Consider the following 13,398-nt stretch of genomic DNA (forward strand, 5'->3'; position numbering starts at 1 on the left):
GGCAGGATCGGTGTATGAAGAACTTGATCATCAAGTTGCTCGCCAACGCGGTCGCGCTGGCGGTTGCGAGCTGGGTCGTCAGCGGCATCACGCTGCAGGGATCGACCACCGGACGCCGGGTGCTGACGCTGCTGATCGTGGCGGCCATCTTCGGGATCGTGAACGCGGTGGTGAAGCCGATCGCCAAGCTGGTCTCGCTGCCGTTCATCATCCTCACGCTGGGTCTGCTGATCTTCGTGATCAACGCGCTGATGCTGCTGCTCACCTCGTGGATCACCGGCAAGCTCGACGTGCAGTTCCACGTCAGCGGGTTCGGCGCCGCGCTGCTCGGCTCCCTGGTCATCACCCTGGTCGGCATGCTGCTGAACGCCGTCCTGCCGGACGAGGCCGAGATCCGGTGACCGGCAGGTGAGCTCGACAGTGAGGCGCGTCGAGGTCGTCTGCACGGGCAACATCTGCCGCTCCCCGATCGGCGAGGTCGTGCTGCGCGCGAAGCTCGCCGACGCGGGGATCGACGACATCGTCGTGACGAGTTCGGGTACCGGCGGCTGGCACATCGGCGATCCGATGGACTCCCGCGCCGCCGCCGCGTTGGCCCGGCGCGGGTACGACGGGAGCCAGCACCGGGCACAGGAGTTCCGCAGCAGTTGGTTCGCGGACCGCGACCTGGTGCTCGCGATGGACTCTGGCCATCTGTCCGCCTTGCTCAGGCGCGGCGGAGACGACCTCGCCGTACCGGTCGAGCTGTTCGCGGACAGCGACGTACCGGATCCGTACTACGGCGACGACGCCGGTTTCGACGACGTGCTCGATCAGATCGAAAAGGCGGCCGACCTGTGGGTCGACCGCCTCTCGCACTAGCCGTTCGCTACTTGGTCTGGCCGATCTCCGTCAGCAGGCCGGCGAACCACTCCACGGAGGGGTCGAACTCCTTGCCGCCGGCGATGCGCGGGAACTCGATCGCGCGCAGCTCGTCACCGCGCTCCTCGTCATGCCCGACGACACCGCTCTCGCCGCGCAGGGCCGCGTCGACCGCATAGTCGGTGCACTGCTTGATCAGCGCGAGGTCGGCGTCGTTGGCAGCGGCCGACCGGCTGAAGTAGCCGCTCTTCTGCACCATCGTCTTCTCCGCGCCGATCCGCTCGGCGAACTGCTTCGCGAACCATGCGCCCGGGTTGACCGCGTCGAGCTTCACGTGCCCGAACGGGTCCCGCGGCACGTCCTCGCCCTTCGCCTCCAGCTCGGCCACGATCGACGGCACGCCGGCGCCCTCGGACAGGAAGATGGTGACGCAGTCGTTCTCGTCCATCACCGCCTTCAGCCGCTCGGCCTCGGCATCCAGATCGATCGTTGCCTCAGGCACGTAAACGGCGTGCACGTCCCAGCTGCCCGCCTCCAGGCCGATCCCCGGGTTCCACTCCTGCGCCTTGAGCCACTTCCGGTACTCCGCGGCTGTCGCCGCCGTCAGCCACCCGCAGTTGCGTCCCATCACCTCGTGGACGACGAGCATCCGCGGGTTGGAGCTGTGTTCCGCGATCACGTTCTTCGCGAAGATCGCACCCTGCTCCGCGGCCGTCCAGGCGCCGAGGCTCTGCTTGATCGGGATGACGTCGTTGTCGATCGTCTTCGGCAGGCCGACCACGGTCAGGTCGTAGTCGTGCTCCTGCAGGTACGCCGCCAGGTCCGCCGCGGTCGTGTTGGTGTCGTCGCCGCCGATCGTGTGCAGCACGTCGACGCCGTCCGCGACCAGCCGCTCGGCCGCGACCTGGAGCGCGTTCTGGCCGTCCTCGATCAGACCGCGCTTGATCAGGTCGGCGGTGTTGGTCAGCTTCACCCGGCTGTTGCCGATCGGGCTGCCGCCGAACTTGTGCAGCACTCCGGCCTTGGCCCGGACCTCGGGCGTGACGTCGAGGTGCCGGCCGCTGAGCAGCCCGTGGTACCCGTTCAGGTAGGCGATGATCTCCACGTCGGGCGCGACTTCGCTGTAGCGCTCGATCAGCCCGCCGACGGCGGACGACAGGCAGGGCGCGAGCCCGCCCGCGGTGAGAAGGGCAACTCTGCGGACAGACTTGTCGGCAGCCATGGTCAGGTCCTTCCAGAGGTCACTGAAGTCGCCCTCAGCCTAGTGATGCAGACCACTTCTAACGCTGGTTGGGGTTCAGGTTCCGGACAGGCCGGGGCTCGATCGGGCTGGAGACTATGAAGGAGCTGGTGGTCTGGCCGTGGACGATGAACTTGTCGAGGACCTCCTCCAGGCCGGCGATGGCGGCGACCTGGACGCGCATCAGGAAGCAGTCCTCACCGGAGATGCGATGGCACTCGACGACCTCGGGGGTGCGCTCGGCGAGTTCGATGATGCGCGGGATCTGACCCGGCCCCGGGCGAAGGCGGACCCAGGCAGCGACCGGTAGGCCGAGCGCGGCCGGGTCGAGGTCGAGGCGATAGCCGCGGATCACGCCGGACTCCTCCAGCCGCGTCACCCGCTCCCGCACGGTCGGCGCCGACACTCCCAGGCGGCGGGCCAGCTCGGTCGTCCGCAGCCGCGGGTCAGCGGAGAGTTCGGTCAGCAGGCGGATATTCAGCTCATCCAGGGCCGGCTTTTCAGTTTGAAGGCTCAGGGCCGCTATCGCATTCGCTTCGGTAATCATCAGGCGCCTCTCTGGTTCGTATCGCCATGGGAAAGCGACGATGACCTTCCTAGGATAAACAGCGTGACGACAGTCGTGGAAGCCTCTCCCAAAACCCTGCTGGTGACCGGCGCGGCCACAGTGTCCGTGCTCCTGTGGGGTTCCTCCTTCGTAGCCATCCGTCACGCCGGTACGGAGTTCTCAGCCGGCTCGATGTCCCTGGCCCGCCTCCTGGTCGGCAGCGTCCTGCTCGGCGTCTACCTGTACTTCCGTGAGCGCCCGACCCGATCCAGCTGGCCAACTAGACGCGACTGGCCGCCACTACTCGCCTGCGGCCTGCTCTGGTTCGGCGTCTACAACGTGGCGCTCAACGCAGCCGAGCGCCGCCTGGACGCCGGTACCGCGGCCATGCTGGTCCACATCGCTCCCCTCCTGATCGCCCTGCTAGCCGGCCTGACACTGGGCGAAGGCTTCCCGCGCCAACTCATCATCGGCAGCCTGATCGCCTTCGGTGGCGTAGTCCTGATCGGTACTGCGACCTCCACCGGCTCCGCCGAGACCTGGGGCGTCATCCTCTGCATCATCGCCGCCATCTCGTACGCCGTCGGCGTGGTCGCCCAGAAGCCGCTACTGACCCGCCTCCCGGCCGCGCAGGTCACCTGGCTGGCCTGCATGATCGGCACGGTCGCCTGCCTCCCCTATGCCCCCACCCTGGCCAGTGAGCTCAGTACTGCGAGCGCAGGCACCATCTGGTGGGTCATCTACCTAGGCGCCTTCCCCACTGCCCTCGGCTTCACCACCTGGGCCTACGCGCTGCGCCGGTCCACGGCCGGCCGGATGGGCGTGACGGTGTACGCCGTGCCGGTCGTCGCCATCGGACTCGCCTGGCTGCTCCTGGGCGAGACGCCGGCTCTGCTCGCACTCATCGGAGGTGCGCTCTGCCTCGGCGGAGTCGCCGTCTCCCGTAGTACCGGCCGTCGTAGTGAGAGGAAGGTCGGATGAAGTTCGGAGTCTTCGTACCGCAGGGCTGGCGGATGGACCTGGTCGAGCTGGCCGACCCGGTCGAGCAGTGGGAGGCGATGACCGCCGTCGCGAAGAAGGCCGACGCCGGGCCGTGGGACTCGATCTGGCTGTTCGACCACTTCCACACCGTGCCCGAGCCGGTCCGCGAGACGGTCTTCGAGGTGTGGACCGCGACCGCCGCCCTCGCCCGCGACACAACGAGGGTCAAGATCGGCCAGCTGGTCGGCTGCAACGGCTACCGCAACCCCGCGCTCTACGCGAAGATCGCCGCGACCGTCGACGTCGCCAGCCACGGTCGCCTGTACGCCGGATTGGGCGCCGGCTGGTCCGAGGAGGAGTGGACGGCCTACGGCTACCCGTGGACCAGCCTGAAGGACCGGATGAGCTCGTTCCGTGAGTCGGTCGAGCTGATCCACCGGCTGTGGCACGAGGAGGACGTGGTCTTCCACGGCAAGTACCACTCGGTCGACAAGCCCTACATCGAGCCGCGCCGGCAGCCGCCCTTGTGGATCGGCGGTGGCGGCGAACAGGTCACCCTCAAGCTCGTCGCGCAGTACGGCGACGCCTGCAACTTCGGCACCGGCCGGGCCGACGTGATCAAACACAAGCTGTCGGTATTACGAAAGCACTGCGACTCCGTCGGACGCGACTACGACGAGATCGTGAAGTCGACCAGCCTCAACTTGTTCCCGATCGATTCCGGCGACGACCCAGCCACCGCCACCGCGAAGGCACGTGGCCGTTACAGCCTGGACGAGTTCCGCGCGCTCGGGTCAGCCGGCAGCGCGATCACTCAAGCCGACATCCTTACCAGCAAAGAGATCCGGACCCAGTTGGAGCAGCTCGAAGAGGTCGGTGTCCAGTACGTGATCACCTACATCCCGGGCGTCGCCTACGACCACTCTCCCTTGGAGCGGTTCGCGGCGGACGTAGTACCGGCCTTTGCTTAAAGGGTTGCGGCCACGTCGCGCAGGTGAGTGTGAATGTTGCTATAGGCATCGGCTTTGGGGAGCAGGCGCTTGGCGACCTTGGTGACGACGCTGTAGTTGGCGTCGACGACGTTGGCCAGCGGGACCTCGCTGATCTGGCTGAGGAGCTGGTAGGCGTCCAGCTTGTCGAGGCCGTAGAGGTCGCCGAGCCAGCCGACCATGTCGACCTGGCCGGCCCGCCAAGCGTCTTCGAGCGGGCGGCTGGAGCCGACGACGGCCAGGTGGGTGTCGTTCTCGATCCGGGGCCAGGCCGGGCCGGGGGTCTTGAGGAGTTCGACGATGAGGACGACGTTCATCGCGCCTTCCACCGCCGTACCGCAAGACTCGCCCTCGCCTTGGCGGTAGTGGCCGTCGCCGACGGAGAACAGCGCGCCCTCGACGTTGACGCGGAGGAAGCAGGTCGCTCCGGCCCGCATCTCGGGGGTGTCCATGTTGCCGCCGAAGGTGTCGGGCACCAGCGACGAGCGAACCTCACCCGCCGCCGGGGCGACTCCGACCGTACCGAGCATCGTCTCGATCGGCAGCGCCAGCTCCAGGTCGCTGCCCTGCGCCTGGAATCCGACCGTCTGCCGCTCGGTGTCGACCTCGTAGATCCAGGTCCGCTCGGGCAGCGGCTCCTGCAGCGTCGCGGTCCGGTCCGTGCTGGTCAGGCCGCCGAAGAACGGGATGGTCGCGGACGCGCCCCAACTGCGGGCGGGGGTGAGCTCGACGAAGTGCAGCACGAGCGTGTCGCCCGGCTCGGCGCCCTCGACGTAGAACGGGCCGGTCTGCGGGTTCACGAACGGCATGTTGAGGCTGGCGCCGGCCAGATCGGTCGTACTGCGCAGCCGGCCGCAGAACGCATCCTCGGTCCACAGCCGCATCGCCGTACCGGGTTCGACCCTGCGCAGCGGCGCCGCGCCGCCGAAGGTCCAGGTGAGCTGCTCGTTCGACGGGGTGAATTCGACGATGTCCACGCTGGAAACCTACGTCGGACCAGCCTCCTTCGCGACTGATCAGCGGGTTCTCAGCGGATTCTCAAACAGACCGCATATCGTCGGGAGCCGGAGTTCAACCGGACTTCGGCTTGGACTGCGGGCGAGCGGGAGCGCGAGATGCGGGTACTGGTGGTGGACGACGACCGGGCGGTCCGGGATTCGCTGCGCCGTTCGCTGGAGTTCAACGACTTCGAGGTGGTGACCGCGTCCGACGGCGCCGAGGCGCTCGCGGTGATCGGCAACGTCGAGCCCGACGTGGTCGTGATGGACGTGATGATGCCCCGCCTGGACGGGCTGGAGACCACCAAGGCATTGCGGGCCGCGGGCAACAACGTGCCGATCCTGGTGCTGACCGCGCGGGATGCGGTGGCCGACCGGGTCGACGGGCTGGACGCGGGTGGCGATGACTACTTGACCAAGCCATTCGCCTTGGAGGAGTTGCTCGCCAGACTGCGGGCGCTGCTCCGCCGGAGTACGACGCCGGGCGAGGGCGGCCCGCGCGGTGAGGTGCTCCAGTACGCCGATCTGGTGGTGGACGTCGATGCGCACGAGGTGCACCGCGGCCAGACCCCGATCCCGCTGACCCGGACCGAGTTCTCCCTGCTGGAGCTGCTGATCCGCAACCCGCGCCGGGTGCTCGAACGCGCGGTGATCCTGGACGCCGTCTGGGGCTACGACTTCCCGACCACGGCGAACTCGCTCGAGGTCTACATCGGCTACCTCCGCCGCAAGACCGAGGTCGACGGCCTACCCCGCCTGATCCACACGGTCCGAGGCATCGGCTACGTCCTGAGAGACACCCCACCGTGACCACCCAACCCCCACCCGACGACTTCCCGAAGTACGTAGCCGGCACCCCCGACGAAGAAACCCTCGAATTCGGCCCAAGCCACAACCGCCCGGACCGCCGGCCGGCCGGCTATACAGCCGGCTCTACGCCAAAGGGCTCACCCCGACCGACCCCGGCTGCTGGCGCGGCCGAGGCCGAGGCCGGACCGGCTCTGGAGGAGCCTGCGGCCAACGGGAACCGGATGGCCGCCGCTGCCGCGCGCACACAGGGCTGGTGGCAGGAGAAGCTGCATCAGCTGAGCCTGCATGCCCGCGTGACCCTGCTCGCCGCCGTCACGGTCGGTCTCGCGGTGATGATCGTCAGCATCTCGGCGTACTTCACGGTCCGCCAGCAGATGTACCACAACCTCGACGAGAGCCTGATCTCGCGTGCTCAGCTCGCCGCACAGCAGCAGGTCATCACCGATCCCGACATCATGCAGAAGGTGCCGCCGGACGCGCTGGGCCTGAGCGATATCCGGATGGGCCTGCTGACCGAGAACGGCGACACCCTGGGAGCGCCGACCGCGTACCTGCCGCCGATGGGCGAGGACGAACTCAACATCGCCAAGACCCAGAGCACCGAGCCGAGTCTTCGCACCGCCGGTGTGCCCAGCTCGCCGCACTACCGAGTGGTCGCCGTACCGGCTCCTATTCGCGACAGCAAGGTCAAGGTCGCGCTGGTCGTGGCCCAGTCGCTGAAGCCGATCGACCAGACCCTCCACAACCTCGGGATCGTGTTGTGGGCTGTCGGGCTCCTTGGTGTGATCGGGGCGGCGTTGGCTGGGAACGCGATCGCGCAGTCCGGGCTCAGGCCGTTGGCTCGGTTGACCGGAGCCGCGGAGACGATCGCACGGACCGAGGACCTGCGGCCGATTCCGGTGACGGGTTCCGACGAGATCACCAGACTGGCTGTGGCGTTCAACGCGATGCTGGCTGCACTTGCCCGATCGCAGGATCGGCAGCGGCGGTTGGTTGGGGACGCTGGGCATGAGCTGCGGACGCCGTTGACAAGCATTCGTACCAACCTGGATCTGCTCGCCCAGGCGGACAAGCGCGGTGGCCTGAGAGCCGAGGACCGGCAGCAACTTCTCGACGACGTCCGCGCCCAGATGGACGAGTTGACCGCGCTGATCGGCGACCTGACCGAGCTGGCCCGCGACACCCCGCAGGTCCGCGACGCCGAGTTGATCGAGATGCAGAACGTCGTCGAGGACGCCTTGATCAAGGTCCGCCGCCGCGCCTCGGGCGTCGAGTGGGACGTGCAACTGTCGCCGTTCCCGGTCTGGGGTGACGAGCGGCTGCTCGGCCGAGCCGTGACCAACCTGCTCGACAACGCCGCGAAGTACAGCATCCCCGACGACTCGGGACCGCGGCCGCCGGAAGGCGAGCCACTCGGGCGGGTCACCGTTCGCCTGCTGGACGGCGTACTGACCATCACCGACAGCGGCCCGGGTATCGCCGACGCCGACCTACCGCACGTCTTCGAGCGCTTCTACCGCTCCAGCGAAGCGCGCAGCCGCCCCGGCTCCGGCTTGGGCCTGGCGATCGTCAAGCACGCGGCCGAGCAACACGGCGGCATGATCTACGCCCGCAACGCCCCCGGCGCCGGAGCCCAGTTCACCCTCTGGCTCCCCCACGCCGCGACCCAGTCCCGCTGATCGCAAGCAGTTAAGAGGGCGACCGGTCAGCTCTGCTCGTCGTCGCCGCGGAGTTCGGCGTTGATCCGTAAGGCGTCGGCGAGCTGATCCTCGAGGATGATGATCCGGCAGGCCGCTTCGAGGGCGGTGCCGTTGTCGACCAGCTCGCGGGCCCGCGCGGCCAGGCGCAGCTGGTAGCGGGAGTAGCGGCGATGACCGCCCTCGGACCGCTGGGGCGTGATCAGCTTCGCCTCATCCAGGCTTCTCAGGAAACCCGGGGTGGTGCCGAGCATCTCGGCGGCCCGGCCCATCGTGTAGGCGGGGTAGTCCTCGTCGTCGAAGTTTGACGGCTGGCTGTCTGCTTCGCTCAAAATCTGCTCCACTTGCGGGCTTGGGGTCATGCCACCTCCGTGTCGAGGGCCCCGGCGCTGTGCGCCGGGGCCCTGGGTTTGGACTTTTCACCAACTACCAGCTCGTGAGCCGGCCTCTGCTACCGCTGTTTCGCCGTACCGGCCGAACCCAGCAGGGATCGCTGACTGCGTAACCGAGAACCACCTCCGTACGACGATGGGACTGCGGTACCCGCCCGGCGAATCTCAGCCCCGGCGGGCGATCCTGGTGATGTCGTCCTCTCCTTCTCCTCGGTGATCTTCGTAGTGCCAGTTCGTCTTGCGGTCTACCGCCGACCTTGCTCACTTACCCGGCCGACACGAGAAACAGTAGCCACCTCGAAGCCAAAAGTCTACTTCCATCACGTTAGATTTTCATTTAGGTCCGGTAGAGCTTCACTCCGGCCGCCGGCCAGGTTTCTTCAGCGGATCTTCATGGAGTTCTTCGGTAGCTCTGACCGGATCTTCAGCGGGTTCTCAGGTGCAGCCGCCAAGGTTGACCCATGACCGAGAACCAGCCGCCCCAGCCGCAGAACCAGCCCGGTGACGACACTCCGGCGCAGGGTTCGACGTTCGGAAACCAGCCTGCGCAGCAACCACAGCAGCCTGGGATGCCGACGTACGGCTCGGGTTCACCTGAGCGCACACAGCAGCTGCCGATGGGTGGCTACGGCCAGCATCAGCAGCAGCAGTACGCGCCGCAGGGTGGGCAACAGCGGCCAGGGCAGCACCCCACGGGCGGTGGCGGTGCTGCGTACCAACAGGGCGGGCAGTTCGGGATGGCCGGGACGCATCAGGGGGCGTCGCCGGGCCCGAACTGGCCGTTCGGCCCGCAACCGGCCCACTCCGAGCCCCCGAAGCCGCCGAAGCGGCGCGGTCTGGCTCTGGTGGCAGCCACCGCGTTGCTGGTCGGTGCCGCCGGCGGTGTTGGCGCCGCGGCCGTCTACTCGGCCACCAACGACTCCAGTACTTCGGCGCCGTCGGTGACGGCACCGCTCAACGGCAGCCAGGCGGCGCCGGTCTCCGCACCTGACGGCTCGGTGCAGAACGCCGCCTCCAAGGTGCTGCCGAGCGTGGTGAAGATCGGCGTCGCGACCTCCCAGGGCGCGGCCACCGGCTCGGGCATCGTGATCAGCAAGGACGGCCTGATCGTCACCAACAACCACGTGGTGGCGGGCGCCGGCAACGGCGGCAAGATCCAGGTGATGCTGAACGACGGCCGGACGCTGGACGCGACGATCGTGGGTACCGATCCGCTGACCGACCTCGCGGTGATCCGGGCGAACGCCAAGGACCTCACCCCGGCCGTACTCGGCAAGAGCGGCACCCTCGGCGTCGGCCAGGGCGTCGTCGCGATCGGTTCGCCGTTCGGGCTGGAGGCGACCGTGACGAGCGGCATCGTCTCCGCGCTCAACCGGCCGGTCACCTCGGGCGACGAGCAGCAGGACAGTACGACAGTCTTCCCAGCAATCCAGACAGACGCCGCCATCAACCCGGGTAACTCGGGCGGCGCACTGATCGACCTCGCCGGCCAAGTGGTCGGAATCAACAGCGCGATCAAGACCGCCGGAGGATCGGGACAATCCGAAGGCGGCAACATCGGCCTGGGCTTCGCAATCCCGATCGACCAGGCCAAGCCGATCATCGACGAGCTGGTGGCCAAGGGCAAGGCCACACATGCACGGCTCGGAGTGGGTGTCGGCGACGCGCAGTCTTCCGCGGCGTTCCAGCAAGGAGCGACGATCGGCGAGGTGACGTCCGGCGGTGCGGCGGACAAGGCCGGCCTGAAGACCGGTGACGTAGTCACCGCGATCGACGGCAAGGTGATCGCGTCAGGGGACGCGTTGGTCGCCGCGGTCCGTTCGCACCGCCCGGGCGATGAGGTGACCATCACCCTCACCCGCGGCGGCAAGTCGCAACAGGTCAAAGCCACCCTCGGCTCCGACAACGGAAACCCGACCGGCTGACCCCCCGATCTCCGTCGTCCCTATCCCCCCCGGGGACGGCGGAGCACCTCCCTGGTAGGGACTCCGACCGCCCACCGAGCGGCCGGAGTCCCGTTTTTTCTGGGTACCGCCCTCCACTCAGATGAACTGATTGCGGAAGGAGGCCAGGTCGCAGTTGATGACGTCGTTGCGCTGGACGTCGCGCAGACACAACTGGACCTCCATCCGCAGGACGTTCTTGTCCGGGTTCGAGAACCCGGAGCTGACGGAGCCCTCGGCGTGGTCCGCACACCCGGACGAGTCCCCTTGCCACGGCGACCACTCCGAGTACGCGCCGTTCCCCCAGATCACCCTCGACCGGACGTACACGCCGTACCCGTCACCGGAGCCGTCACCGGCACAGTGGTCCTGGGCGTAGCCCTGTTGAAACACCTTGTGCTTCCCGGTGAAAATGACTGACCCGTCGGCGCTACCCCAGCCACTCGGGTACACCGAGTTCGTCGATTGGAGAAAGTAGCTTCCGTCGGCGAACGCCGACTGGGTACTGGCGACCAGACCGGCGCCGACCAGGCACAACGCGGACAGAATCCTGACCATCTTCACAACGATCACCCCTGACAGGTCGCCACCTCGAAGGCGGCAGGCGGAACGGACTGGCCGGACTGTAACGCCCAGATCGCCACGCCGGAACCCTCTGCGAACCCAGGATCCGCAGCTAATTGTGGTGCGGCCGCGAGGGTGAGGCACTACCGTCCGGCCGTATGACGATGTCTCGGGAGCGACCGCCGTACGTGGCGGATGAACGGACCCTGCTGGTCGGCTGGCTGGATCAGCAGCGGGCGCTGGTCCGATGGAAGTGCGAGGGTCTCGCCGCGGCGGACGAGCAGCGGTCGGTACTACCGACCTCGCCGCTGATGACGGTGGCCGGCCTGGTCTCACACATGCGCTGGACCGAGCACTGCTGGTTCAACGTGCTGTTCCTGGGTGAGTCGCACGCTGACAACCCGCAGTTCCAAGAGGAGCCCGACGACGCCGACATGCTCGTCCCCGGCATCCCGCTCTCCCAACTCCTGGACGACTTCGAAGCCCAGTGCGCGAAGTCGAACGAGATCGTCGCCGCGCACTCCCTCGACGACACCGGCAAACACCCCGACTTCAATGCCGCCCAGGCAACGCTGCGCTGGATGCTCCTCCACATGCTCGAGGAAACCGCCCGCCACGTAGGCCACCTCGACACCATCCGCGAACTACTGGACGGCGAAAAGGGCTACTACTAGTCGGTCATCTCCCACAGGAGGAGCTCGGCGCCGGCTGGTCCGGCGGTGAGGCGTTGGCCATCGGCTTGGTGGATGCGGGCCGCATCGGCCGGGCCGAGGTCACCGGTGGCTTCCAGAGTGATGTTGCCATCAGCAACGAAAAGATGCGCCTGTGGCGCCTGCGGTAGTTGGACCGTGTCGCCGGGAGCCAGGCGGGCGACCGAGAGGCCGGCTCTGGGTTGATTGATGGTGATGGCCGTGGTGGTTGCGTGCTTCGGCAGGCCTGATGCGATCGGCATGAACTCGCCGGCTGGGCTGACTTCTGCTTGCTGGTACGACGGGGTGAGGTCGTACTCGCCGGGGCGGACCCACATCTGCACGTAGCGGACTGGCTCTTCGGCGTCATTGCGTTCGGAGTGCTGGATGCCGCTGCCTGCGCTCATGCGTTGGACCAGGCCGGGGTAGATGATGCCGCTGTGGCCCTCGGAATCCTGGTGGAGCAGGGCTCCCCGGAGTACCCAGGTGACGATCTCGACGTCCTGGTGCGGATGCGTGTCGAAGCCGGTGCCGGGAGCAACTACTTCGTCGTTGTGAACCATCAGCAGGCCGAAGCCGATGTTGGCGGGATCGTAGTACGGGCCGAAGGAGAACGAGTGCCGCGAGTCCAGCCAGTCGCTCTGCGTCCGGAACCGGTCGTCGGCACGATGGATCTCGACACTCATGCGCCCAGTCTCGCACCTGCTCAGAACAGCGCCTCTTGGTCGTCTCGCCGCGGCGCCGGCTCGAGTTTCTCCAGCGGGACGGCGAGTTCGGCAGCTTCGGAAGTCCGGCCAAGCGTCCAACCAGCCAGCAAGTGGGTATCGAGCAAGAGCAACCCGGCCGTCGTCTCGAGGTATAGGTCGGCTCCGATCGCGCACACGATCTGCCCGACGATCACGCCACCTGGTACCGGCTCAACCACCGCCACCTCAGCATGTAGTCCCTCGTCCGGAAGGCCGTAGCGCGCGACGTGATCCCCGACCCGCGGCTCACACCTCACTTGCCCCTCAGGCCAATCCAACTCGCCCGTCTGCTCAACCACGCCCAAGAGCCCGGTACTACGCTCCGCCGCGCTCCCCCGCTGCTGTCGTGCAGCCCTCTTCCGGCTAGTACTGACCCGATCCGGCAGCCCCAGCGTCGACCCGAGCAGGATCTCCACCCGCCGAGCCCCCACCGAAATCATCGTCGAAGCCAACGCCCCCTGCTCCAGCAACCGAGCCTCACCCCGCTCCACCGCCGTGATCCCCACCTTGATCACGCTCCCGTGATGCGCCAGATACACGTGATACGGCCGCGGATCATCCAACCGAGTATCCGCCGCAACCGAGTTGGCCCGCTCCATCCCCTGGCAGTCAACGCATTGCCCACTACGCCCACCCGCCGCCAGCACCGTCCGCGTAGAACACCCCAACCGCCGCCCCGCCCGCCAGAACCCAACACACCGCCGCTCCCCCTCAAAGGCAAACGACAACTCACTCCCCACCACCAACGGACTCCGCCGCCCGCCTTCCCGCCCATCCACAACCCACTCGAGCTGAGCAACCCCATCCATCCACCCAACCCCGCTAACCCGCCAACCAGCCCCCGCGCCACCACCCATCCAGCATTCCTACCACCCCCCCACAGACATGTCGCCGTACGTCGACATTCAGATGATGTCGACGTACGTTTACATTCCACGAAT

15 protein-coding genes are annotated in these 13,398 nt (G+C 67.5%); 8 read left to right on the plus strand and 7 right to left on the minus strand.

The features are described from left to right. Positions 1–14: 14 nt before the first annotated feature. Both OHA70_RS10175 and OHA70_RS10180 read left to right on the plus strand, forming a co-directional pair. Complete coding sequence (locus tag OHA70_RS10175) at positions 15–401, plus strand: phage holin family protein (RefSeq protein WP_328330974.1); 387 nt, start codon at positions 15–17, stop codon at positions 399–401. Positions 402–408: 7 nt separating this feature from the next. Then, positions 409–861, plus strand: a complete 453-nt coding sequence (locus OHA70_RS10180; RefSeq protein ID WP_328330976.1) for a low molecular weight protein-tyrosine-phosphatase — start codon at positions 409–411, stop codon at positions 859–861. A gap of 7 nt (positions 862–868) precedes the next feature. On the opposite strand, the gene OHA70_RS10185 is transcribed toward OHA70_RS10180, so the two are convergent. Both OHA70_RS10185 and OHA70_RS10190 read right to left on the minus strand, forming a co-directional pair. Next, entirely contained in the window at positions 869–2,083 is a 1,215-nt protein-coding gene (locus tag OHA70_RS10185; RefSeq protein ID WP_328330978.1) for a pyrophosphate--fructose-6-phosphate 1-phosphotransferase, read from the minus strand. Between the two features lie 58 nt (positions 2,084–2,141). Further along, positions 2,142–2,648, minus strand: coding sequence for an Lrp/AsnC family transcriptional regulator (locus tag OHA70_RS10190; protein ID WP_328330980.1), 507 nt, complete (start codon positions 2,646–2,648; stop codon positions 2,142–2,144). 63 nt (positions 2,649–2,711) lie between these two features. Here OHA70_RS10190 and OHA70_RS10195 point away from each other — a divergent pair, with 63 nt between their 5' ends. Further along, positions 2,712–3,629 carry a DMT family transporter gene (locus tag OHA70_RS10195; protein ID WP_328330982.1) on the plus strand — a complete coding sequence of 306 codons (918 nt, stop codon included), beginning with the start codon at positions 2,712–2,714 and terminating at the stop codon, positions 3,627–3,629. Further along, the gene (locus tag OHA70_RS10200; protein WP_328330984.1) at positions 3,626–4,600 is read left to right on the plus strand and encodes a TIGR03560 family F420-dependent LLM class oxidoreductase; all 975 of its coding nucleotides are present in this window, start codon (positions 3,626–3,628) and stop codon (positions 4,598–4,600) included. The genes OHA70_RS10195 and OHA70_RS10200 overlap by 4 nt, the downstream gene beginning before the upstream one ends. On the opposite strand, the gene OHA70_RS10205 is transcribed toward OHA70_RS10200, so the two are convergent. Further along, positions 4,597–5,595, minus strand: coding sequence for an acetamidase/formamidase family protein (locus OHA70_RS10205; RefSeq protein ID WP_328330986.1), 999 nt, complete (start codon positions 5,593–5,595; stop codon positions 4,597–4,599). The two genes, OHA70_RS10200 and OHA70_RS10205, sit on opposite strands and share 4 nt — an antisense overlap. A gap of 138 nt (positions 5,596–5,733) precedes the next feature. Between OHA70_RS10205 and OHA70_RS10210 the strand changes: the two genes are divergently transcribed. After that, positions 5,734–6,426 carry a response regulator transcription factor gene (locus tag OHA70_RS10210; RefSeq protein ID WP_328330988.1) on the plus strand — a complete coding sequence of 231 codons (693 nt, stop codon included), beginning with the start codon at positions 5,734–5,736 and terminating at the stop codon, positions 6,424–6,426. Continuing rightward, a complete protein-coding gene (locus OHA70_RS10215) occupies positions 6,423–8,105 on the plus strand; it encodes a sensor histidine kinase (protein ID WP_328330990.1) in 1,683 nt (560 codons plus the stop codon). Before OHA70_RS10210 ends, OHA70_RS10215 begins: the two co-directional genes overlap by 4 nt. Before the next feature lie 26 nt (positions 8,106–8,131). Here the strand turns inward: OHA70_RS10215 and OHA70_RS10220 are convergent, their stop codons facing one another. Further along, positions 8,132–8,455 (minus strand): MerR family transcriptional regulator, encoded by a 324-nt coding sequence (locus tag OHA70_RS10220; protein WP_328330992.1) that lies wholly within the window; start codon positions 8,453–8,455, stop codon positions 8,132–8,134. A 521-nt stretch (positions 8,456–8,976) separates the two neighbouring features. Here OHA70_RS10220 and OHA70_RS10225 point away from each other — a divergent pair. Further along, positions 8,977–10,440 carry a S1C family serine protease gene (locus tag OHA70_RS10225; protein WP_328330994.1) on the plus strand — a complete coding sequence of 488 codons (1,464 nt, stop codon included), beginning with the start codon at positions 8,977–8,979 and terminating at the stop codon, positions 10,438–10,440. Between the two features lie 117 nt (positions 10,441–10,557). Here the strand turns inward: OHA70_RS10225 and OHA70_RS10230 are convergent, their stop codons facing one another. Next, positions 10,558–11,016 (minus strand): hypothetical protein, encoded by a 459-nt coding sequence (locus OHA70_RS10230; protein ID WP_328330996.1) that lies wholly within the window; start codon positions 11,014–11,016, stop codon positions 10,558–10,560. 164 nt (positions 11,017–11,180) lie between these two features. On the opposite strand from OHA70_RS10230, the gene OHA70_RS10235 reads away from it, so the two are divergent. Further along, a complete protein-coding gene (locus tag OHA70_RS10235) occupies positions 11,181–11,696 on the plus strand; it encodes a DinB family protein (RefSeq protein ID WP_328330998.1) in 516 nt (171 codons plus the stop codon). Here the strand turns inward: OHA70_RS10235 and OHA70_RS10240 are convergent. Together OHA70_RS10240 and OHA70_RS10245 are read right to left on the minus strand one after the other, a co-directional pair. After that, a complete protein-coding gene (locus OHA70_RS10240; RefSeq protein WP_328331000.1) occupies positions 11,693–12,397 on the minus strand; it encodes a pirin family protein in 705 nt (234 codons plus the stop codon). The genes OHA70_RS10235 and OHA70_RS10240 overlap by 4 nt on opposite strands. A gap of 20 nt (positions 12,398–12,417) precedes the next feature. Further along, the gene (locus tag OHA70_RS10245) at positions 12,418–13,314 is read right to left on the minus strand and encodes a DUF2797 domain-containing protein (RefSeq protein WP_328331002.1); all 897 of its coding nucleotides are present in this window, start codon (positions 13,312–13,314) and stop codon (positions 12,418–12,420) included. Between the last annotated feature and the right edge of the window lie 84 nt (positions 13,315–13,398).

Source organism: Kribbella sp. NBC_00382 (assembly GCF_036067295.1).
Lineage (GTDB): Bacteria > Actinomycetota > Actinomycetes > Propionibacteriales > Kribbellaceae > Kribbella.